This window comes from Nocardia sp. NPDC049526 (genome assembly GCF_044465765.1).
In the GTDB taxonomy this organism is placed as follows: domain Bacteria; phylum Actinomycetota; class Actinomycetes; order Mycobacteriales; family Mycobacteriaceae; genus Nocardia.
This window is the reverse complement of the sequence record NZ_JBITMA010000014.1, coordinates 125062-144883: the sequence shown is the minus strand read 5'-3', so window position 1 is coordinate 144883 and position 19822 is coordinate 125062. Positions and strand designations below refer to the sequence as shown.

Here is a 19822-nt window from a genome sequence, read left to right as displayed (position 1 = left end):
CGGATGAACGCGTGACGCTCGCTGGACCTTAGATGTAACGATCGTGCCTGCGCCAATAGTTCCCCATCGGCGTACTGGCGAACCGTTCCATTGTAGTCGGTGTCCCGGCCACCCTCCGCCACGCCCACGCCGCGCCGATAAACCGGGGTCGCGAGTCCCATTCGGTCGGCACAACCATTAGGGTTCTGCGTCATGTCGCGCCGCTTGCTGTCCTGCTGCCTGTGGTGTGGGCGGGAGATCGTCGAATCGGAGGCCGGACGTCGTCGCCGGTACTGCCGTCAGTCCTGTCGCCAACGCGCCTACGAACACCGCAACAGCTTGAAGGGAACCGGAATTCCGGCGGATTCGGTGGTACTGAGCGCCCAAGAGGCGGCCGATCTGGCCGACCGCTGGTTCGCCGCCCGCTGCGCCGCCGAGGATGTCGCCACCGCCATCGGTGAGGGTGCCGACACCGAAGAGCTGAAGGCGTTGAGCGCCACACTGTTGACCCTCACCCGCGAGGCTGAACGGCTGCGGTGAGCGTCGAGCGCTAGCCGAGCCTGCGTTCTTCGACCGACGTGCTCAGGTTCGTGCCGTTGAGGTCCAGGTACAGCAGTCGCTCGGTAATCGATACCGTGACCGTGTTGCGGCGTTCGATCGCGGCTACCGCGGAATCGATGAAGTCGCGATCGAAGCTGTACAGCGGGATCGCTGCAGCGCGGTGGATCCGCTTACCGGTGAGCTGTGCGAGCACCTTTGCCGGGTCGCGATGGGTGTAGATGGCAACGCGCTCCGCCGATTTGCTGCCGCGGTGCACGCGATCGGCATCGGGCGCACCGACCTCGATCCAGGCGGTGACCCGTCCGGTGAGATCGCGCACCAGCACCGCGGGCTCGTCGGTGGACGATACGCCGCCGTCGCTGAAGGCGATGCCTTCCTCGTACTCGAGGCAGTAGGCGAGCAGTCGCGTCAACATGAATTCGGCGGTTTCGGACGGGTGGCGCGCAACCCGCAACTCCAACTCCTGATAGACACCACGGTCGACATCGGCGAGTTGGACGGCGAAGTTGTGCAGTGTCGCGCTTAGGGCCATAGGAGCAGGAGCTTAGTGAATGCCGCTGCTGCCCCGGACGTGCGTGCCCGCGGCGAACAGTCGCACGGCGCTCGGGGCGTTGCGGTCGTGGGCGCGCGCCCGCCAGTAGACGCCGAGGGTCAGTAGAGCAACCACCCAGATCAATACACCGAAGGCGAACAGCGTCCGACCGTCCGGATGCACCAGCGACTGGGCCCGCATCGCCTGCCAGAACACGATCGCGAGCAGCCCGGCATAGCCCGATGCGAGCACACCGATCAACGCGGCGCGCGTGCGTTCGCCCCGCAGCCACGGGTAGCGCGGCGCCAGCCAGGCCAGTGCGACAACGGCGAGCAGCAAGACCTGAATGGCGTGCAGGCCGAGGAAATGCGGGATCCGCAGATCGCCGCCGATGGTGCTCCAGTGGGTGATCGGCATGCCGCCGACACCGTCACGCGCGTCGAGTGTCGAGTTGTCCAGGACGGTATGTCCGGCCACCAACTCGACAACATTGCCGTCGGCGTCGCGTACCAACTGTTTCCCGGTGAACCCCATCAGATACCCGAGCGCCATCCCGACGACGGCGAGACCGAGTCCGGCGTGAATGGCCCGAGCGGTCGGCCGGTCGACCAGCCGCTGCCACGAAAGGATCAGCACGATAACAAGATTCGCGAAGAACAAGCCGGGCACGCCGGACGCGAACACCATCTGACCGATCGAATTCACCGCATCGGTCTCGCTGTTGAAATGGCTGTAGGTCCCGCGCGCAGCCTGCACCACGATGAATCCGACATCCACGAATCCGGTGATCGCGAATACCGTCCCCATCCACCAGGTGACCCGACTTCCCTTGTGCGGCAACGACAGCAGCCATGCCAGGGTGATCCCGTAGAGCACGAATGCGAGCCCGAACTTGAACGGTTTGAGCCATACGGATTCGTCGAGCAGCATCCGGTCGTCGAACACCATGCCACCGGCCGAGAACAAGACGAGCGCACTCATCGTGGCCACCATCCACAGCAGCGGGCGATGGAGGCGACCGCCGCCCGGCAGGTCCGGTACGACGGCGGGGCGGCGGTGGCGCGCGGAATCGCCAGGGGCGGAAAGGGTATCGATCGTCGGCATGATCCGACGGTAGGAATCGACGACGCCCGGCCACGTCCCGCTACAGCGCCATTCGCGGGTGATACCGCGGTACTAGAAATCGACCACCGGATGCACTCGCAATCCCCTCATCGAATCACGAATGCGCCGGTGGCCGAATCGAACGCGGAGCGGCGGGCGGGCTCGTTTACTCCGGGGCGAAGCCGACGGCGACACCGCGCGCGCCGAGCCAGGGCATCGGATCGATCGGTGCGCCGTCGCCCGAGTGGATTTCGTAGTGCAGGTGCGGGCCGGTGGAGAAGCCACGGTTGCCGACGGTGGCGATGACATCGCCAGCGCGCACCTGCTGACCGACGGTGGCGAGAATGTCGTTCACGTGGCCGTAGATGCCGATGGTGCCGTCATCCTGCTGCACCCGCACCCACAGTCCGAAGCCGGAGGCCGGACCCGCGTCGATGACGGTGCCGTCGGTGACCGCGGCGATCGGGGTCCCGATGGCGTCGGCGAAATCGAGGCCGGCGTGCAGCGCACCCCAGCGCATGCCGAAGTTGGATGTCAGCACGCCCTCGATGGGACGAACGGTGCGCGGCCGGGCCGCCTCGGTGGCGATGCGGTTCTGCTCCCAGATCACGGCCTCGGGAACGGTCTGCGGCATTTGGGCCTCGCGCGGGGTGAACGCGGTGAAGGCGACGGCGCCACTGGTCCGGTCGGCCGACTGGTCGGACTTACCGGCCTGTGCGTCGGGCTCCACGGCGGCCAGTACACCGAGCGAGGCGCTGACGGCTGCGGCCGCGGCAACCACCCGGGTTGCGGCGCGGTTGCGACGTGAGCGGGTCGGGCCGAGACGATAAGGTAACGGTACGGTCACGGGCATGGCTAGAACGTACGGGACGGCCATACGGCTCCCGTAATCCTGTGCCAACCGTCACAGATCAACAAAAGCCCAGTTGACTGATTACAGATCGATAACAAAGCGGAGTGTATGGATCGCAGACCTGGCGTGATGCCGTACTGCGCTGAGTTGACCGGCTCGATGCGTGTCGAGGACACTGTTTCAGTGGCGACTAATGGAGTTCAGGCCATCGAGGCGCTCGCCGACCCGACTCGCCGGGCCATTTTCGAGGCATTGCCGACCGCGCCGCTGTCGGTCGGCGATCTCGCGAAACTCGTCGGCGTAACCAGCTCGGCGGCCTCCCAGCATCTACGTGTCCTGCGCGAGGCTCGGCTGGTGATGATGCGTCCGGACGGCAATCGGCGGCTGTACTTCCTGGATCCGCGCGGACTGGGCGATGCGCGCGACTATCTGGAGCAGTTCTGGCCCAGCGCGCTGGCGGCCTATGCCGCGGCTTTGAGCAACGCCCGCGCTGCGGGAAACACCTGAGTGCTCGTGGTCAACCCACGCGGCGATACGCCGTTCGCCCGCGATTGTTTCCGCTGGCCGGCCACGCCCGCTTGGCCAGCTGCTTGTCGACCGCGCTGATCACCTCGGTGACGCCGATCCGCAGCAATCCGGGGTCGGGCGCATCGGCCATCGGATCGCCGAGCTGACCGGCCCACAGCACCGCATGCCTGCCGAGGAGATGCGGTGGCGGTCCGCCCCAGCGTGGCGGTGTCGGTCCGAACAGCAATACCGTGCGGGTTCCGAAGGCGGTGGCCAGATGCGCGACGCCGGTATCACCGGAGATCACGAGCGCGGCCTCGGCGACGGTGGCGGCGAGTTCGATGAGGTTCTGCTCGCCCGCGAGCACCCGGCCACCAGGTAGGCCCGCGCGGGCGGCGATATTCAGCGCAATGTCGCGCTCGGACTCGTCACCGGTGAGGACCACTTCGCGACCGAGCACCAGCAGATGCCTGACGACCGCGGCGAACCGGTCCGGCGGCCAGCGGCGAGCCGGTGCGCCCGCTCCGACGTGCACCACGATGCAATTGCGGCGGCTGGTAGTCGCGACCGGCGGGACGAGTCCGAGATTGCGGCGATCGGCCACGATGCCGTCGGATTCGAGCAGATGGCACCAGCGCTCGACGTGATGCATATCCGTCTGCCATTCCGGGCCCTCCAGCTCCGGAAAGGCCGGATTGCGGTAGGAGAGGATGCGCCCGGGATCGGTCTTGGTGAGCGCGACGATGCTCTCGGCGCTCGGGCCGTGCAGGTTCACCGCCAGTGCGGGTTCGGGAGCGTCCCAGCGCAGGTCACTGAGGTCGGCGGTGGGGATCATGGAGTCGACGGAGGCGATGAGGTCGACGATCGGCTTCAAGCGATGCGGAGCGGCGAGGACGATCTGATCGTGCGGTTTCGCCCGTCGCAGCGCGCGCAACGCGGGAACCGCGGTGAGCAGATCACCGAGGCCACGTGCCTGCAGCACGAGAACAACCGCCACCCTCTTCTCCTAGCCACCCGAGACTCGCGAACCCGACCCACCCGCTTCACCCCATGGGTGCACACGACGAGAGCCACTTAGGGATGACTACCCGAGCCCCCTCGGCGATAAACGTGAGCGAGTAGCTCGTTATCGAGCCCACTGTCCGAGTCGGAGGACTAACCTCGGCGATGGCGGCCACTACCACCAAGGAGCGTTCCTATGACCTCCCGACTCAACCCGTACATCAGTTTTTCCGACTCGGCGCGCACCGCGTTGGAGTTCTATCGAGATGTGTTCGACGGCACGCTGACCATGCAGACTTTCGGGGATATGGGGGATAAGGACGCGCCCGGCGCGGATCTGATCATGCACGGCATGCTGGAAACGCCGAGCGGGTTCACGCTGATGGCTTCGGATACCCCGCCAGGTATGGAGTACAAACCAGGAAGCAGCATTTCGATCAGTCTCAGCGGTGACGCCCCCGATGAACTGCGCGGCTACTGGGACAAGCTGTCTGCCGGTGGCACCGTGACCGTGCCGTTGGAGAAGCAGATGTGGGGCGACGAATTCGGTATGTGCCTGGATCGCTTCGGTATCGCGTGGATGGTCAATATCGCGACACCCGCCTAGGGCGCGGCGCTCGACCCCGTTCGAGCAAATATCCAGAAAACCGCTGGAGCGAGGCATAGCATCACGCTATGACGACAAACAGCGTGCTAGAGGGTCCTCTGCAACGGCTTGCGCGCAGTGCGTGGCAAACGGTGCTGGTCACCGGCGTCCTGTCGGTGATCCTCGGTGTGATGATCCTGGTCTGGCCCGGTGTGACACTGGTGGCCGCCGGCATCATCTTCGGCATCTATCTGGTGGTGAGTGGCTTCCTGCAGTTGGTTGCCGCATTCGGCACGCACACCAGCACCGGAATCCGGGTGCTCGCGTTCATCAGCGGTGTGTTGTCGATCATCATCGGCATCTTCTGCTTCCGTGACGAGTTGGAATCGATTCTTTTGCTCGGCCTGTGGATCGGTATCGGCTGGCTGTTCCGCGGTGTCGCGCTGCTGATGGCGGCGATCTCCGAGCCCGCGCTGCCGGGTCGAGGCTGGGAGGCCTTCTTCGGAATCATCACCGCGATCGGTGGTGTGGTGCTGATCGTGTGGCCGGTCGCGTCGGTGGCGACGTTGGCGTTGGTCGCGGGGTGGTGGCTGATCGTTCTGGGCATCATGGAGATCGTCACCTCGTTCGGTGTCCGCAAGGATGCGAAGAAGCTCGCCGAGATCTGAGATCTCCGATTCGTGCGGCCGTCGCCAACCGCGGCGGCCGCAGGCGTATTTCCGGTGGGGGACTGATGTTTTCGTCGTGGCGGCGCGGATCGGGACCTTCGATTTATGCCACGATATAGGGATGCCCAAGACGCTGCCCGCGCTGGATGTGTCCGCGCCGATCTGCTGCGCGCCGGTGGCGGCGGCCCCGGTCGACGATCGGGTCGCGCTGGAAGTGGCGCTGCGGTTGAAGGCGCTGGCGGATCCGGTGCGGGTGAAGTTGATGTCGCTGCTGTTGGCCGAGCGGGACGGCACGGTCAATACCCGAGAGCTGGCCGCCGCAGTAGCGCTGGCGGAGTCGACGGTGAGCCATCATCTGGGGCAATTGCGCGCCGCCGGTCTGGTGGAATCGGTGCGTCAGGGGATGACCGTGCAGCACGCGGCACGCCGGGATGCGTTGTCCGCCTTGTGTTTCGTCCTCGACCCGGAGTGCTGCCGCTAGCAGGTCTGTGGGATGGCGGCAACGGTTGCTCGACACCCCGAGGGGTCGTCCTGGCTCGTCAGCGAGCGGGCGGGGCTCGCGCAGCACGCCGCGCGAGCGTCGTGCGATTGCCGAATCCGATGCACCGCAGCCTGTTTCGGAGAAGACTCGTCGTATTCGCCCGCCGTCGAACATCTCACCAGCCTGTGGATACCCGGGAGCCCACGCCCGGCGTCCGTGCGCGCATTGTGGCGTGGGCCGCAGAACGATCCGGGCCATCTCGCCAGTGGAATATTCTCGTCGCCGCTCTTCGGGACCGCATAGCCATTGCGACACTGGATGCGTTGCGGCACAGGGACTCCGACGAAAACTGAGCCCGGCCCGGATTTTCGTGGCGGACAGGCTGCTCGGTATCCGGCAGGATGGTCCTGTGATCATCGGATTGTGCGGTGACGGATTTCCGGAGGTTCGCCGTAGCCTGCGGGCGGTACTGCCGGGCGCAGAAATGGTCGATATCGGGGTGGCGGAGGGACATGTGCCGAGGGTTGATGTGCTGGTGCCGTTGGGCGCAAGCATCGATGCCGAACTGATGGATGCGACAAGACCGCGGCTGATCCAGCAATTCGGGGTCGGCTTGCAGGGCGTCGATCGAGCGGCGGCACGGACTCGCGGAATCCCGGTGGCGTATGTGCCGGGGGCCGATACCGGTAATTCGATCGCCGTCGCGGAGCTGGCGATTTTGCATCTGCTGACCCTGCTGCGTCGCTACCCGGCCGCGCAGCGAAGCATCGCCGAGCGGCGCGTCGGACAGCCGAGCGGAAGCATGCTGGCGGGTAAGACGGTGACCGTGGTGGGCACCGGCGCGATCGGAACAGCGGTGCTCACTCGGCTGGCCGCGTTCGATGCCGTCACCGCCGCGGTCGGGCACCGCAGCTACGACGACTATCCAGGGTTGACCGAACTGCTGCCGCCCGACCGGTACCGTCCGATCGGCGAACTCGCTGTCGCATTGGCCGACTCCCACATTCTGGTCGTCTGCTGCCGGCTGACCGAGGACACCCGCGGTCTGATCGGTGCCGAGGAATTCGCCTCGATGCCGCCCGGCGGCTGGCTTATCAACGTCGGCCGCGGCCCGATCGTCGACTATCGAGCGCTACTCGACGCACTGCGGTCCGGACATCTTGCCGGTGCCGGACTGGACGTCGCATGGCGCGAACCCATTGATCCCGCCGACCCGCTACTGCGCGAGAACGTCTCCATCACACCCCACATCGGGGGCGTCACGGAAGAGTCCTATACCGCAATGGCAACGGCATTCGCCGCAAACGCGACCAAAGCCCTTGCCGGTCAACCACTCTCACACGTTGCCGATTGAACGTTCAAAGCAGGCTTGCCGTGCTCGAGCCGCATCGAATTGCCGACGCGGTCGAAGTGGCGGCAACAGCGATCATCGGGCGGCTCGTTGCGGGGGCTCATTCGCGACGATCGACGACATGTGGAGCGCCGCAATCGATTCGGTGGACAGCCCGAGCCGATCTCGCAGAACGGATTCGGTATGTTCCCCGAGTCGTGGTGCGGGGCGGGCCGGGATGTGCGCACCGTTCACCGAGATCGGGGAACCGGGTGCGAGGTATTCGCCGATCCCGGGTTGACGGAGCAGGGTGAACAGGGGATTCGCGGTCACGCGGGGGTCGGTCGCGAGTTCTTCGAAACTGCGGTATCGCTCCCAGAGCACCGATGTTTTCGCCAGGGCGGTGCCGATCTCCTCGGCTGTGCGCTCGCGGAACCACGGGGTGAACAATCCGGTCAGTACGTCGCGATGCCGGTAGCGCGTGCCCTCGTCGGTGAAGTCCGCGGCCAGCGCGTCTACTGCCGCGGTGCTGCCGGTCAGCTCGGTGAGATCACGAAAATGTCGGGGGGTCAGGGCAACCACCATGAAGCAGATGCTGTCGGCGCTGGTGAAGTGCTGACCGTACTGGCCGTAGATGGCATTGCCCACGCGCGGGCGCTGCCGCCCGCACAGGGCCGCTTCGGTGAGGAAGCCGAGGTTGCCCGCCGTGGCCAGCGCGATATCCTCCAGCGCAAGGGTGATCCGGCTGCCCTGTCCGGTCGCGTCGCGGTGGCGAACTGCCGCGGTGATCGCCAGTGCCGCGTACACACCGCAGAGCAGATCCCACGCGGGCAGTACATGATTGATCGGGCCCTCGTGGTCGGCGGGTCCCGTGACGAGCGGAAATCCGGTGGCGGCATTGACGGTGTAGTCGACGGCGGCCGAACCGTCGGTGCGGCCGAGTATTTCCAGCTGGATCAGGTCGGGTCGTGTCGCAGTGAGCGCGTCGTAGTCGAGCCAATCCCGTCCGGCTGCGTTGGTGAGCAGGATGCTGCCGTCGGTGATCAGGCGGGTGACCAGCAGCTGTCCGGCCGGTGCCCGCAAATCGGCTGTGACGGAGCGCTTTCCCTTGTTGAGTCCGGTCCAATAGATGCTCTCGCCGTCATCGGTGAGCGGCCAGCGGCGGTAGTCGGCCGCACCGCCGATCGGGTCGACACGGATGACGTCCGCGCCGAGCTGCGCCAGCGTCATTCCCGCCAGCGGTGCGGCGACGAAGCTGGAGATCTCCACGATGCGCACACCGGCCAGCGGCTGGGCCGCGGAGGTCGCGGGATTCGGCATCTACATCATCCTCTCGCCGGCTACAGCGGTGCCATACCGCTGACAAGCCAGTGGTCGTCGTGCTTCTCGACGGTGACGGTCACTCGGCTGGAACTGGTAGTCGGTGCGGGCACAGCCGTACTGATTGTCACCTGGTCGATGAACATCAGCACCGTCACACGGTCGCTCGAGGCCGACAGTACGCCCGCGGAGACAACCCGCGCTCTGGTGCTCACGCCCTTCTCCTTGGCCACCGGCACGATCGTCTTGTTCACCAGATTGCGGTAGTCGTCCTGGAACGCGCCGGTGAGTCCGGCCACCGCGGCGAGATCCTTGTCGACCGTGGCCGAGGTGTAACTGAGCATTGCCGCGACTGTGTCGCGGGCGGCGGTCGGTGCGTCCCTGCGCGCGGCGGCCGTGGCGGCGTCGTGCCGGTTGTCTCGCACGAGTAGCACCGCGGCTACGGTCAGTGCCACAAGTGCGGCTGTCAGCAGTGGAATCATGCTGAGCCGCACAATATTTCGCAGGACGATTACGGATCGATCGTTCACGGCACGAACTCCACGTCGGACACCTTCGGGATGCCATCGACTGCCTTGATCCGCACGCTGAACCGGTAGGAGCGTTGTTCCTGCTGCCGGGTCTGCGTGTTGGTGACCTGCGCGTTCGCGGCGACGATGACGGTGATCGTCTCGTCGTCCGGAGCCTCGGTACCGTCGTCGGCGGCGATGGCCGCGGCGACGACCTCGCCGGTGGACAACACGTCGGCATCCCGGATGGCCTGCAGGTAGTTCCCGGACTGGCTGTGCAGGTCGTCGGCGAACGGTGCGGTGGTGATATCACTGAGACGGGCAAAGTCCGAATCGGCGCTGTCGCGGCGGATATTGATCAGGGCGGTGACACCGCGCCGGGCGGTATCGACGATGGCGGCCTGGTGATTCGCGGTGGCCTCGGTCCGCCGATGCTCGCGCATCGCCAGTGCCGTCACCGTGGTCGCGGCGATGAGCCCGGCGACGGCGAGCACGACCGCGGCGAAGCGAAAACTTTTGCGCCCCAGCCTCGGACTACCGAACCGTAGTCGCGGGATACGTGGTTGTGTCGGCTCCGACGGTCGTTCGCTCGCGGATGGAGTTGTATCTGTGCCCGCCTCGGCGTCCGGGTGATCCGGGGATTCGCTCGGTGGCCCGGTCGGCCGGGTGGCCCGCCGACGCCGTGGCGGCGGTTCGGTCACCAATGCGGTCGTTGCCGCAGTGTCGGTCACGGTCAGGGAATCGGAGCGGTCAACAGTGCGGTCCATGACGCTTCCTGGGAGGCTGGTCGGTTGATGTCGATGTGGCGGTAGGGATTTCCGTCCGGTGTGCGATACATGGGGCTGCCGGGCAGATAGTGAGCGACTCCTGCGGGCGCGGGCGAGGGACTCGACTCGAAGGGCCCGTTGTTGCCGGAGGGCGGTAGCACCCCGTTGCGGCACTGCTCGGGGGTGGCGGCGCGGACACCAGGATTTTCCAGGCATGGCAGGTTCCGCGTGCCGCGCACGGCGAACTGCGAATCCTGCGGGACGTTGCAGTACAGGTTGGGTGGGGTATCGGGGGTGCTGGTGTCGTTGGGGCTGCGTCGTTCGTCGGCGGAGAGATAGCCGGTGGTGCAGGCGGCGGGATCCTGAACCTCGACCGAGAAGACGACGTTGGCGCCGCCGTCGGCGGCACCGCGTGCACCGGCGGTGTTCTCGGCAGCGATCAGGGGCGGCAGCAGGACGAGGATCTGCTCGATGGCGGGGTTGTAGGTCAGGGCAACCTGTCCCACGGTGGTCAAATTTGCCAGCAGCAGCGGCAGCGTCGGTGCCAAGTTCTGGAACAGCTGGTTGGCATCGTCGGCTGCGGCCGGACCGCGCTCCAGGATATTCCGCAGCGCCGGGTCGGCGGTGCGGAGCTGTTCGGTGAGATATGCCAGATTCGCTGTCCAATCGCGGATTTCGGCACTGCTGACCACCTGGGTGTTCAGCAGCGGGGTGAGTTGCTGGACGAGGGTGGTGAGGGCGTCGCCATTGGCGGCCAAGGCGTCGACAAAGGTGACGGTGGAGTCCAGCAGGTTCGCCAGATCCTTTCCGGCACCGCCGAATCCGCGCGCGGACTCGTCGAGCACCGTGTGCAGGGTGTCGGGTGGGAGCGAGGCGAGGATCGCGCGGGTCTGCTCCAGGATGGGGCCGATCCGGTCGGCGACCCGCACGCGGTCGACGGCGATCGTATCGCCATCGCGCAGGAACGGGCCGTGGGCGACCGCGGGTTGCAGATCGACGTACTGTTCGCCGATCGCCGACATGCTGCGGACCCGTGCGGTCAGGTCCGCGGGTACGGCGACCGAGTCGATGAGCGACAGTGTGGCGGTGACTCCGGTGGGCGCCAGGTCCACGGAGGTGACGCGGCCGATCGTATGCCCGCCATAGGTGACATTGGCATTGCGATAAAGGCCACCTGCCCTTGGTAATTCGACGGTGACGCGGTAGCGGCCGATATCGAGCGCCGCCGGAATCCGCAGATAGTAGATGCCGGTGAAAGTCGTCGACACCAGCGCGATGATCGTGAAAACGATCAGCTGGTTGCGGACGAGGCGTGAAGTGCGCCCACTCGTCGAGTCTGTACTCATCGGCCGCCTCCGGTCGCCGGTGGGGCGGCCAATGGGGTGCCGAAGAGCAGGCCCTGCTGCAGCCGCGGCAGCGTGAGATCCGCTTCCGCCCAGAGGTTCATGTAGTCCCCGTGGATGCCGTTCGTGACGGCGACCGGGGGGAACGGGAAGGTAGCGAGCTGGTTGATATTGGCGACGAGATCGTCCCCGGTTGCGGCGATCTGCTGCAGGGTCGGCGAGAGGTTGGCCAGGTTCTGTTTCAGATCCCCGTGGATCTGTCGGACCAGGGCGGTTCCGGCGTCGCCGAATCGAGTCAGTGCGGCGAAGGCATCGGTGAGGTCACGCCGCTGCGCGTTGAGTACGCCGAGAGCGGGGTCGATGGCAGCGACGGCCCGGCCGATGGTGTCGTTGTCGCCGGACAGTTGCGCGGCGAACCTGTCGAGATCGTCCAGGGTGGCGGTGATCGCCTGCCGCTGCGAATTCATCTCGCCCAGTAGCGTATTCATCCCGTCGAGCACATTGTTGATCGAATCTTCATGCCCGGCAATTGCTTTGGTGGCCTCGGTGATGATGGTCTGCAGATGTCCCAGCCCGCCGCCGTTGAGCACCATGGACAGCGCCGCGAGCGTCTGCTCCGTAGTTGGATAGCTGCCCGCTCGCGCCAGCGGGATCACACTGCCCTCGATCAGTGTGCCGCGTGGGTCGGCGGGGGCGGTGAGTTCGATGTGGGTCGAGCCGAGCAGGCTGGTCTGCCCGATTTTGGCGGTGGCATTGGCAGGCAGTACGACGGAACCGCTGAGCGCCACGGTCACTCGCGCGTGCCAGTCCTCGGTGGTGATGGTCGTGATGGTGCCGACTTCCACGTCGTCGACCAGCACGGGTGAGTTCGGGGTGATGGTGGTGACGTCCGGCATCTGGATGACCACGTGGTAGGTGCCGGGGCCGTGGCCCTGCGTCCCAGGCAGCGGCAGCGAATTCAATCCGGTCCACTGGCATCCGGACACCGTGGCGCACAATGCGATTCCGCACAGCAGTGCCAGCGGGCGGCGATGGCGGGCGGTGCTCATCGCGGCTGTCCCGGCAGCAGGAGCTGCTGCAATTCCGGTGGGCTGTAGACGAGTTGGCCGGGTCCCACGCCGGTGCCGGTGGACGGGTTGATGCTCACCGGCGGATAGTTCATCCGCAGCGTGTTCAGTAGCGGCCCGAGATATTGCGCGCACAGCTGGGCTCCTTGCTCGGAGGTGGCGTTCGCGAGGGCGGCGATGCCGCCGCAGATGAAATTGATGGGGTTGCCGAAGTTCTGTGGGCCAGGTACACCGGTCATCGCGCCTTGGCCGGGGTTGTAGGTGTTGTAGTAGTTCGACAACGCGGTGGGTGCGCGGTGCAGCACGGTTTCCAGCGCGTCGCGCTGGGCCACGATCACATCGGTGGCGCCGACGAGCTGGTGCACCTGTGTGGTGAGACCGTCGCGATGCTTGGTGACGAATGCCTGGATATCGCCGATGGCGGTGTCGAGGGTCGTCAGCGCGGTCGACAGATCGCTGCGGTTGCCTGCCAGCACCTCGGTGACCGATGCCAGCCGACCTTGGAATACGACTATCTGCTGCTCGCTGGCCGCCAGTGCGGTGGTGAATGCCTGCAGGTTGCGGACGGTGCCGAACAGGTCCGCGCTGCCCGCGGACAGCGTCGTCATGGTGGCGGAGAGTTGGTCGAGGCCGGCCCGCAGGGTGTCGCCGTTACCGCTCATCGCCGCGGCGGCGGATCCGAGGAAGCGGGCGCCGGGTCCGGTGGGGTCATCGGTCCGCGGCGCCAAAGCGCTGGTGACCCGTGACAGTTGCTCCTCGACCTGATCCCATTCGACCGGCACGGCGGTGCGGTCGACCGGTATGTCGACCTCGCGACCGGCGGTGGGTCCGCTGGTCCAGGCGGGGGTGAGCTGGATGAATCGAGCGGCGACCAGGCTCTGGGCCATGATCACGGCCTGCACTTCGACGGGTAGCCGCAGCGACCGCGGCAATCGCATGCGCACGGTGAGTTCGGTGCCGTTCGGCTCGATGGCCTCGATGGTGCCCACCTTCACCCCGACCACGCGGACCTCGTCACCGACGTACAGGCCGCTGGTGGCGGTGAAATGCGCGGTGACGGTGTAGTAGCGCGACCGCTGGACGATGTCGTATCCGGCGACCACGACGGCGAGTGCCAGCGCGGCGGCGGCGAGTCGGAACAGCCACCGTCTGCGGGGAAGGCCGGTTCGAATTCGCAAGCTGCCGGCTCGGATTCGGGCGATCATCGGATCTGTGGGATCGGTAGGGGCGCAGGCGGGAGACCGAGCACCGAATTGATCAGGGGCTGTGTGTAGTCGGCGGGAACGAGGTTCTGCAGGTACGCGTAGAAATAGGGCCCGCTGGCGACGGCGTCGCCGAGCGTGCCGATATATGTGGACAGGCCCTGGATGCTCTTCGCCACGTTGTCGCGGTTGTTGTTCAGCACCGTCAGCACCTGCCCGAGTTTGTCCAACGCCGGTGCCAGGTCGGCATCGGTGTCGTGCACCAGACCCGACAGTTGCCGTGACAGCTGGTCGATTCCGGTGATGAGCCCGCCCAGCGCCCCGCTGCGGGCCTGTAGTTCCCCGAGCAGCGAATTGCCGTCGAGCAGTAGGGAATTCACCTGTGGTCCGCGCTTGGCCAGTGCCGAGGTCACCTGTTCGGCGCCGGCGAGCAGGCCACGCAATGCGGCGTCGCGGTGGTTGACCGATTCGGCGAGGCGTCGCATACCGTCCAGGGCGGGCCGCACCTGTGGGGCCGCCGCCGAAAGAACGTCGGAGGCGCTGTCGAGCGCGCGGGTCAACTGGTCGAGGTCGATATCCCGAATGGCTGTGGTGGCCTCGTTGAGGATGGTCGGCAGCGTGTAGCCGGAACGGGTCCGGTCGAGTGGGATGGTGTCGCCGGTGCGCAGACGGCCCACACCGGCGGGCGCCAGTTCGACGGCGCGTCGGCCGAGCAGCGATGTGGTCTTGATGGTGGCGGTGGTCGCGTCGCCGAGCGCGATCTGCGGGTCGGCGGTGAAGGTGATGCGTGCGTGACCGCTGTCCACGGTGATGTCGGTGACGGTGCCGACCCGCACTCCGGCGGCGCAGACATCGTCGCCGACGTGCAGACCACTCGCGTCGTCGAACAGTGCCCCGTACCGCAGTGGCTGGCCGCTGAGCAGCGGGATTTTGTCGAATTGCAGCGAGACCAGGCAGATCGCCGCGGTGAGGACGATGCCGATGAGGCCGATGCGACCGGCTTCGCGTTGGGTGAGTCGTTTCATTTCCGCGCGCACCTGCCGGTCTTCTGATCGGTCATCTCGAGGACCACCGGGTGGCCGTCCGCGCCGGTCAGCTTGAACGACAGGCCGCAGAGATAGAAGTTGAAGAAGGACCCGTAGGTGCCCATGCGGATCAGCTTGCGATAGTCGTCCGGGAGGCGGTTCAGCACCTCGTCGAGGGTGTCGATGTGGTTGGTGGTCGGTGTGAGCGCGGCGTTCAACTGGCTGACCGTCGCGGATACGTCGGGACGCACGTCGGCGAGCAGCCCGGTGAACGCGTCCGCGGCGCCGCCGAGACTGTCGACCGCGTGCCCGAGGATGTCCCGGTCCTGCGCCAGACCCGACACGAGCTGCTGCAGATGGTCGAGGGTGCTGCTGAATTGGTCTCCCCGCGAAGCGATTTCGGTGAGAACCGTGTTCAGGTTGGTGATCACCCGCCCAATGACCTGATCGCGATCGGCCAGCATGCTGGTCACCGAACCGACCCGGGTCAGCACCTCCGCGATGGTTCCCGCGCGCCCCTGGAAGATCTTCAGCAATGCCATCGATAGCTCGTTGACCTGTCGCGGGTCCAGTGCTTGCAGCAACGGATGGAAGCCGCCGAGCAGGGCGTCCAGGTCGAGTGCGGGCGCGGTGTTAGGCGGTTGGATGGTTCCGCCCACTGGCAGCGGTGTCGTGTCCGGTCCGCGCTGGAGTTCGAGGTAGCGGTTGCCGACGAGGTCTTCGTATCGGATGGCTGCCCGCGTGGATGTGGTCGGCCGGTCGTTGCTGGTGATCGAGAAGTCGACGTGGGCCCGGTGGTCCGCGCCGTAGCGCACCGTGTCGACCGATCCGACCGGGACCCCCGCGATGCGGACCTTCGCGCCGGGACGCATTCCGGACGCGTCGGTGAACACCGCGTGGTAGGTCCGCGAGCCCCCGGCGTGGACCTGCGTGAACACCAGGATCATCGCGCCGTTCACCAACAGCATGACGAATACGAAGATGCCCAATTTCACTGCGCGCGACCGGTTCATCGGCCACCCCCGAGACCCAGCAGGTAGCTGACAAGGTCGGGGGTCCGCAGTCCGATCGCCTGCCGCGATGGATCGTACGGATTCGCGCCGGTGTCGGTGACCATGTACGGCACGTTGACGACCGGGTCGGTAAAGGGCAGCCCCATACAGTTCGGCCCGCCGGTCGCGTTGACCTTCGGTAGATCTTCTGGATAGTGGTACGGCGTCGCGCCCGGTATCAGCCCGGCGAACATCTTGATGCCGGGTTGCCCGGTGTATGCGGCCGGGTTGCCTTCGTTGCCCGCGGTGATTCCCTTGAATACGCACGGGATCTCGGGTGCGTACAAGGCCAGCAGTGCGGTGGTGGGGTCCAGCAGTCGGAGCACGTCCGCGAGAGCGGAACCGTTGTGCGCCAGCAGATCCGAGCCGGTATTCGAGACGGCCGTGGTGCTGCCGAGCAGCGCCGACAGTTGGCGCTGCTCGTCGACCACCGAGTGGCTCGTCGTGGTGAGCGCGCCCAGCGTCCGCAGCAGATCCGGTGCGATGTCGGCGTAGAGCTCCGTGGTCGGTGCGGTAGTGCGCAACAGTTCGGCGAGTCCGGGATCGGCCGCGTTCAACTGCGCGAGCACGCCGGCAGCGTGGTCTATCGCCACGCCGAGCCGGTCACCGCGGCCCTGCAGTGCCGTGGCCAGTGTGCCGAGGGTGGCCTCGAGTTGGGCGGGATCGACCACGCGCAGCAGGTTGGTGAGTTGCTCGAAGATGGTATTGATTTCGACGGTGACGCGGGAGATATCGATCTCCGCGCCGGGGGCCAGCCGGTCGGCTACGGCCGGGAGGGGTGCGTCGAGGCTGACGAACTTCGCGCCGAAGACGGTATTGGAGGTGATCTCGGCGGTGACATCGGCTGGAATCGACGCCAGCGCCGCGCGATGCAGGCGCAGGGTGAGCCGGGCCTGATCGGAGCCGAAATCGATCGCGGTCACCTCGCCGACGTCGACGCCGGTCATGGTGACCTTCGCGCCGCGATCCATGACCAGCCCGGCGCGATCGGCGATCATCGTCACCGTCGCCCAGTCGTCGAAACGCTGCTGGTAGCTGCCCAGCACCAGCCATCCGACACCCACCATCGAGGCAACCAGCGCCAATACCGCCAACTTCTGCATCGCTTGCTGCACCATCGCATCCACGCCCTATCCGGAAAGGTGGAAATTGCCGGTGCCGCCGTACAAGGCGAGCGACATCAGGAGCACGACGAGGACCACCATGATCAGCGCCATCCGCACCGCGCGCCCAACCGCCGCACCGACGCCCGCCGGACCGCCTGCGGCGGTGAATCCGTAATGAGTGTGGATCAGCATGACCAGAACCGCGATCGCGAGCGCCTGCCCGAACGACCACGCCACGTCGACCGGATTGAGAAAGGTGGAGAAGTAGTGGTCGTACAGCCCGGGGGACTGCCCGAAGATCACCACGGTGGTGAACCGGCCCGCAAGGAACGACGCCGCCAAAGCCAGCGAATACAGCGGAACGATCGTGATCATGCCCGCCGCGACCCGGGTGCTCACGACATAGGGCACGGGCCGGATGGCCATGGACTCGAGTGCGTCGATCTCCTCGGCGATCCGCATGGCCCCGATCTGCGCCGTCGCCCCGGCCCCGAGTGTCGCCGACAAGGCGATCCCGGCGATCACCGGCACCGCGATCCGCACATTGATGAACGCCGACAGGAATCCGGACAGCGCCTCGATGCCGATATTGCCCAGTGAGCTGAAACCCTGGATCGCGATGGTGCTGCCGGTCGCCAGTGTCATGAATCCGACGATCGCCGCGGTTCCGCCGATCATCGCGAGAGCGCCACTGCCCATACTGATTTCGGCCACCAGGCGCAGGGTCTCGCCCGGATGTCTGGCCACCGCGCCGGGAGTTTGCAGAATTGCCTTGACATAGAAGACAATTCGCGCACCGACGGCGTCGACTTCGCGGTTCCAGCGGCCCAGCCGCTGTCGGGTGCGGACGAATTTTCCGGTTTCGGCGACGTGCATCGATATCACCTTCCCGAAAATCGGATTCCGGCCGCGGTCACCACGGTGTTCACCACGAAGAGGGCGATGAACGCGTAGACCACGGTTTCGTTGACCGCCTGCCCGACGCTTTTCGGGCCACCGGACACCGACAGACCGCGATAGCACGCCACCAGCCCGGCGATCAGTCCGAACAGCATCGCCTTGACCGCGGAAATAGCCAGCTCGGTCGACCCGGTCAGCAGCGTGACGCCGGCGGCGAACGCTCCCGGATTCACGCCCTGCAGCAATACCGAAAATACGAATCCGCCGGTGATTCCGATGGCGCACACCAGGCCGTTGAGCAGGACCGCGATCATCGTCGAGGCCACCACCCGCGGAATCACCAGCCGTTGGATGGGGTCGATGCCGAGCACCTCCATGGCCGCGATCTCCTCGCGGATGACTCGTGACCCCAGGTCCGCGCACATTGCGGTCGCCCCCGCACCGGCGACGATCAGTACGGTCACCATCGGGCCGACCTGGGTGACCGCGCCGAATGCCGCACCCGCCCCGCTCATGGTGGCCGCACCGATCTCGCGCAACAGGATATTGAGAGTGAAGCTCACCAGCACGGTGAACGGCACCGCCACCAGAATGGTCGGCAGCAGCGACACTCGCGCCAGCATCCAGCTCTGCTCGACGAATTCGCCGAACCGGAACCGCGTGGTCACCATCCCCCGTCCGACCTCGGCGATCATGGCGAAGAACTGACCGACTTCCCGAACCGGTGCGTTCAGTCGTTCCAGTTCCATTGATCCTCCAGGCGGACCAGCCGGCGCTGGCGACGACGCAGGCACCCAGTCGGTCGAATGTCTAACTATTGCGCTTACAGTGTGACCGACGATACATCACGGCAAGGGGCTTGCCCAGCCGTTCGCGATGAATCGTGGCCAGGTGTTCGCAACGAATTACGACAGGCGAAAGCGCGCTGTCTCCGGACACGAAGGGCGACAACGGATCACGGCGACAGGAGATATCGCCGTTCGGCTGGTCGAGCCGTGTGAGATGCCGTCAGCGAAACTCGGCGAGTTTTCGGGGAGTCGGTGGGCGACGCGAAGTGCGTAACTACTTCGCCGCGGCCTTGGTGGGACGGCGCGCTGCGGGCGACTTCGTCGCCGCTGCCTTCTTGGCCGGTGCCTTTTTAGCGGGTGCCTTTTTAGCAGGTGCCTTTTTGGGCGGTGCTTTCTTGGCCTTCGTATCCGACCCCGACTCGAGCAACCGGCTTGCCTGTTCGAGAATGCAGTCGAGGCCGTACTCGAAATTCCGGTCATCCGGCGCCCCGCTGTGCAGGCCCTTCGAACTCGCCTCCGCCAGCAGCGGTGTGGTGTCCGGCGAGATGGTGAGGCTGTCGTAGTACGCGCCCGCCCCGGAGTCCGATTCCTTGTTCTTATCGGAGAGGCGTTGCAGCACAACAGATCCGCGCACATGCAGCTGAACCGCCGAATAGGTGGCGACGGCATCGTCGAGCGACAGCCCGGCCCGCACCAGATTGGCGATGACCTCCTCGGTCTGCCGTGCACCCAGTTGCGCGGCCTCCGGGCTCAATGCCGACCTGATCAGTATCAGATCGCAGAGGATGGGGTTGCCATTGAACGTCTCCCGCATCGTGTGGGCATGCGTGCGCAGGGATTCGCGCCAATCGCTGGCTTCCACGAAGGGGGTGACGAAGGTGGCGAACTGGCGCAGCGCGCGGTCGGTCATGGCGTTGAGCAGTTCGTCCTTCTTGCGGAAGTACCAGTAGATGCTCGTCACGCCGACGTCGAGATGTTTGGCCAGCATCGGCATGCTCAGGTTGTCCAGCGACACCTGATCCGCGAGCTCGAATGCGCCGTCGAGAATGTCCCCCGGGTTGAGCGACCCGCGCTCACGCCGCGGCCGTTTCTCTGCGGCTGCCCGCTTCGCCATATGTGCGACACCCTCCGTGAAGTCCG

The 19822-nt window shown here is 66.1% G+C and carries 22 protein-coding genes; 6 read left to right on the top strand and 16 right to left on the bottom strand.

Going from position 1 to position 19822, the window contains the following annotated elements; translation table 11 throughout:
* Positions 1 to 192 precede the first annotated feature (192 nt).
* On the top strand, positions 193 to 519 hold the full coding sequence (locus tag ACIBW7_RS34805; protein ID WP_062990969.1) for a hypothetical protein: 327 nt from the start codon (positions 193 to 195) through the stop codon (positions 517 to 519).
* A 10-nt stretch (positions 520 to 529) separates the two neighbouring features.
* On the opposite strand, the gene ACIBW7_RS34800 is transcribed toward ACIBW7_RS34805, so the two are convergent.
* From ACIBW7_RS34800 to ACIBW7_RS34790, 3 genes are all read right to left on the bottom strand, one after another.
* Positions 530 to 1072, bottom strand: a complete 543-nt coding sequence (locus ACIBW7_RS34800) for a YaeQ family protein (protein WP_397053857.1) — start codon at positions 1070 to 1072, stop codon at positions 530 to 532.
* Between the two features lie 12 nt (positions 1073 to 1084).
* Positions 1085 to 2176, bottom strand: a complete 1092-nt coding sequence (locus tag ACIBW7_RS34795) for a hypothetical protein (protein ID WP_397053855.1) — start codon at positions 2174 to 2176, stop codon at positions 1085 to 1087.
* A gap of 166 nt (positions 2177 to 2342) precedes the next feature.
* Complete coding sequence (locus ACIBW7_RS34790) at positions 2343 to 3029, bottom strand: M23 family metallopeptidase (protein ID WP_397053853.1); 687 nt, start codon at positions 3027 to 3029, stop codon at positions 2343 to 2345.
* A gap of 159 nt (positions 3030 to 3188) precedes the next feature.
* Here ACIBW7_RS34790 and ACIBW7_RS34785 point away from each other — a divergent pair, with 159 nt between their 5' ends.
* The gene (locus ACIBW7_RS34785) at positions 3189 to 3536 is read left to right on the top strand and encodes an ArsR/SmtB family transcription factor (protein ID WP_397053949.1); all 348 of its coding nucleotides are present in this window, start codon (positions 3189 to 3191) and stop codon (positions 3534 to 3536) included.
* Positions 3537 to 3546: 10 nt separating this feature from the next.
* On the opposite strand, the gene ACIBW7_RS34780 is transcribed toward ACIBW7_RS34785, so the two are convergent.
* Entirely contained in the window at positions 3547 to 4533 is a 987-nt protein-coding gene (locus tag ACIBW7_RS34780) for a glycosyltransferase family 9 protein (protein WP_397053851.1), read from the bottom strand.
* A 201-nt stretch (positions 4534 to 4734) separates the two neighbouring features.
* Here ACIBW7_RS34780 and ACIBW7_RS34775 point away from each other — a divergent pair, with 201 nt between their 5' ends.
* The 4 genes from ACIBW7_RS34775 to ACIBW7_RS34760 all read left to right on the top strand — a co-directional run bounded on the left by ACIBW7_RS34775 (position 4735) and on the right by ACIBW7_RS34760 (position 7627).
* Positions 4735 to 5145 (top strand): VOC family protein, encoded by a 411-nt coding sequence (locus ACIBW7_RS34775; RefSeq protein WP_063042208.1) that lies wholly within the window; start codon positions 4735 to 4737, stop codon positions 5143 to 5145.
* Between the two features lie 68 nt (positions 5146 to 5213).
* Positions 5214 to 5792, top strand: a complete 579-nt coding sequence (locus ACIBW7_RS34770) for an HdeD family acid-resistance protein (protein WP_397053848.1) — start codon at positions 5214 to 5216, stop codon at positions 5790 to 5792.
* 121 nt (positions 5793 to 5913) lie between these two features.
* The gene (locus ACIBW7_RS34765) at positions 5914 to 6273 is read left to right on the top strand and encodes an Rv2640c family ArsR-like transcriptional regulator (protein ID WP_327098699.1); all 360 of its coding nucleotides are present in this window, start codon (positions 5914 to 5916) and stop codon (positions 6271 to 6273) included.
* 409 nt (positions 6274 to 6682) lie between these two features.
* On the top strand, positions 6683 to 7627 hold the full coding sequence (locus ACIBW7_RS34760; protein WP_397053846.1) for an NAD(P)-dependent oxidoreductase: 945 nt from the start codon (positions 6683 to 6685) through the stop codon (positions 7625 to 7627).
* Between the two features lie 72 nt (positions 7628 to 7699).
* Here ACIBW7_RS34760 and ACIBW7_RS34755 read toward each other — a convergent pair whose 3' ends face one another.
* From ACIBW7_RS34755 to ACIBW7_RS34700, 12 genes are all read right to left on the bottom strand, one after another.
* The gene (locus tag ACIBW7_RS34755) at positions 7700 to 8923 is read right to left on the bottom strand and encodes a CoA transferase (protein WP_397053844.1); all 1224 of its coding nucleotides are present in this window, start codon (positions 8921 to 8923) and stop codon (positions 7700 to 7702) included.
* 20 nt (positions 8924 to 8943) lie between these two features.
* Positions 8944 to 9453 (bottom strand): hypothetical protein, encoded by a 510-nt coding sequence (locus ACIBW7_RS34750; RefSeq protein ID WP_397053842.1) that lies wholly within the window; start codon positions 9451 to 9453, stop codon positions 8944 to 8946.
* Positions 9450 to 10199, bottom strand: a complete 750-nt coding sequence (locus tag ACIBW7_RS34745; protein ID WP_397053840.1) for a hypothetical protein — start codon at positions 10197 to 10199, stop codon at positions 9450 to 9452. Before ACIBW7_RS34745 ends, ACIBW7_RS34750 begins: the two co-directional genes overlap by 4 nt.
* Complete coding sequence (locus ACIBW7_RS34740; RefSeq protein ID WP_397053838.1) at positions 10166 to 11545, bottom strand: MCE family protein; 1380 nt, start codon at positions 11543 to 11545, stop codon at positions 10166 to 10168. Before ACIBW7_RS34740 ends, ACIBW7_RS34745 begins: the two co-directional genes overlap by 34 nt.
* Complete coding sequence (locus ACIBW7_RS34735) at positions 11542 to 12591, bottom strand: MCE family protein (protein ID WP_397053836.1); 1050 nt, start codon at positions 12589 to 12591, stop codon at positions 11542 to 11544. Before ACIBW7_RS34735 ends, ACIBW7_RS34740 begins: the two co-directional genes overlap by 4 nt.
* Positions 12588 to 13787, bottom strand: a complete 1200-nt coding sequence (locus tag ACIBW7_RS34730) for an MCE family protein (protein ID WP_397053834.1) — start codon at positions 13785 to 13787, stop codon at positions 12588 to 12590. The genes ACIBW7_RS34735 and ACIBW7_RS34730 overlap by 4 nt, the downstream gene beginning before the upstream one ends.
* Positions 13788 to 13810: 23 nt before the next feature.
* Positions 13811 to 14836: an MCE family protein gene (locus ACIBW7_RS34725; protein WP_397053832.1), complete on the bottom strand. Its 1026-nt coding sequence runs from the start codon at positions 14834 to 14836 to the stop codon at positions 13811 to 13813.
* Positions 14833 to 15849, bottom strand: coding sequence for an MCE family protein (locus ACIBW7_RS34720; RefSeq protein ID WP_397053830.1), 1017 nt, complete (start codon positions 15847 to 15849; stop codon positions 14833 to 14835). Before ACIBW7_RS34720 ends, ACIBW7_RS34725 begins: the two co-directional genes overlap by 4 nt.
* Positions 15846 to 17006 carry an MCE family protein gene (locus ACIBW7_RS34715; RefSeq protein ID WP_397053828.1) on the bottom strand — a complete coding sequence of 387 codons (1161 nt, stop codon included), beginning with the start codon at positions 17004 to 17006 and terminating at the stop codon, positions 15846 to 15848. Before ACIBW7_RS34715 ends, ACIBW7_RS34720 begins: the two co-directional genes overlap by 4 nt.
* A 12-nt stretch (positions 17007 to 17018) precedes the next feature.
* Positions 17019 to 17870 carry an ABC transporter permease gene (locus ACIBW7_RS34710; RefSeq protein WP_397053826.1) on the bottom strand — a complete coding sequence of 284 codons (852 nt, stop codon included), beginning with the start codon at positions 17868 to 17870 and terminating at the stop codon, positions 17019 to 17021.
* A 5-nt stretch (positions 17871 to 17875) separates the two neighbouring features.
* On the bottom strand, positions 17876 to 18643 hold the full coding sequence (locus ACIBW7_RS34705) for an MlaE family ABC transporter permease (protein ID WP_397053824.1): 768 nt from the start codon (positions 18641 to 18643) through the stop codon (positions 17876 to 17878).
* 313 nt (positions 18644 to 18956) lie between these two features.
* Positions 18957 to 19796 carry a TetR/AcrR family transcriptional regulator gene (locus tag ACIBW7_RS34700; RefSeq protein WP_397053822.1) on the bottom strand — a complete coding sequence of 280 codons (840 nt, stop codon included), beginning with the start codon at positions 19794 to 19796 and terminating at the stop codon, positions 18957 to 18959.
* Positions 19797 to 19822: the final 26 nt, after the last annotated feature.

Bases quoted from the DNA above. Each gene is read 5' to 3' on its own strand.
- ACIBW7_RS34790 (WP_397053853.1), bottom strand. From the start codon at position 3,029: ATGCCCGTGACCGTACCGTTACCTTATCGTCTCGGCCCGACCCGCTCA.
- ACIBW7_RS34765 (WP_327098699.1), top strand. From the start codon at position 5,914: ATGCCCAAGACGCTGCCCGCGCTGGATGTGTCCGCGCCGATCTGCTGC.
- ACIBW7_RS34735 (WP_397053836.1), bottom strand. From the start codon at position 12,591: ATGAGCACCGCCCGCCATCGCCGCCCGCTGGCACTGCTGTGCGGAATC.
- ACIBW7_RS34745 (WP_397053840.1), bottom strand. From the start codon at position 10,199: ATGGACCGCACTGTTGACCGCTCCGATTCCCTGACCGTGACCGACACT.
- ACIBW7_RS34775 (WP_063042208.1), top strand. From the start codon at position 4,735: ATGACCTCCCGACTCAACCCGTACATCAGTTTTTCCGACTCGGCGCGC.
- ACIBW7_RS34700 (WP_397053822.1), bottom strand. From the start codon at position 19,796: ATGGCGAAGCGGGCAGCCGCAGAGAAACGGCCGCGGCGTGAGCGCGGG.
- ACIBW7_RS34725 (WP_397053832.1), bottom strand. From the start codon at position 14,836: ATGAAACGACTCACCCAACGCGAAGCCGGTCGCATCGGCCTCATCGGC.
- ACIBW7_RS34710 (WP_397053826.1), bottom strand. From the start codon at position 17,870: ATGCACGTCGCCGAAACCGGAAAATTCGTCCGCACCCGACAGCGGCTG.
- ACIBW7_RS34770 (WP_397053848.1), top strand. From the start codon at position 5,214: ATGACGACAAACAGCGTGCTAGAGGGTCCTCTGCAACGGCTTGCGCGC.
- ACIBW7_RS34785 (WP_397053949.1), top strand. From the start codon at position 3,189: ATGCGTGTCGAGGACACTGTTTCAGTGGCGACTAATGGAGTTCAGGCC.
- ACIBW7_RS34715 (WP_397053828.1), bottom strand. From the start codon at position 17,006: ATGGTGCAGCAAGCGATGCAGAAGTTGGCGGTATTGGCGCTGGTTGCC.
- ACIBW7_RS34800 (WP_397053857.1), bottom strand. From the start codon at position 1,072: ATGGCCCTAAGCGCGACACTGCACAACTTCGCCGTCCAACTCGCCGAT.
- ACIBW7_RS34705 (WP_397053824.1), bottom strand. From the start codon at position 18,643: ATGGAACTGGAACGACTGAACGCACCGGTTCGGGAAGTCGGTCAGTTC.
- ACIBW7_RS34795 (WP_397053855.1), bottom strand. From the start codon at position 2,176: ATGCCGACGATCGATACCCTTTCCGCCCCTGGCGATTCCGCGCGCCAC.
- ACIBW7_RS34720 (WP_397053830.1), bottom strand. From the start codon at position 15,849: ATGAACCGGTCGCGCGCAGTGAAATTGGGCATCTTCGTATTCGTCATG.
- ACIBW7_RS34805 (WP_062990969.1), top strand. From the start codon at position 193: ATGTCGCGCCGCTTGCTGTCCTGCTGCCTGTGGTGTGGGCGGGAGATC.
- ACIBW7_RS34740 (WP_397053838.1), bottom strand. From the start codon at position 11,545: ATGAGTACAGACTCGACGAGTGGGCGCACTTCACGCCTCGTCCGCAAC.
- ACIBW7_RS34755 (WP_397053844.1), bottom strand. From the start codon at position 8,923: ATGCCGAATCCCGCGACCTCCGCGGCCCAGCCGCTGGCCGGTGTGCGC.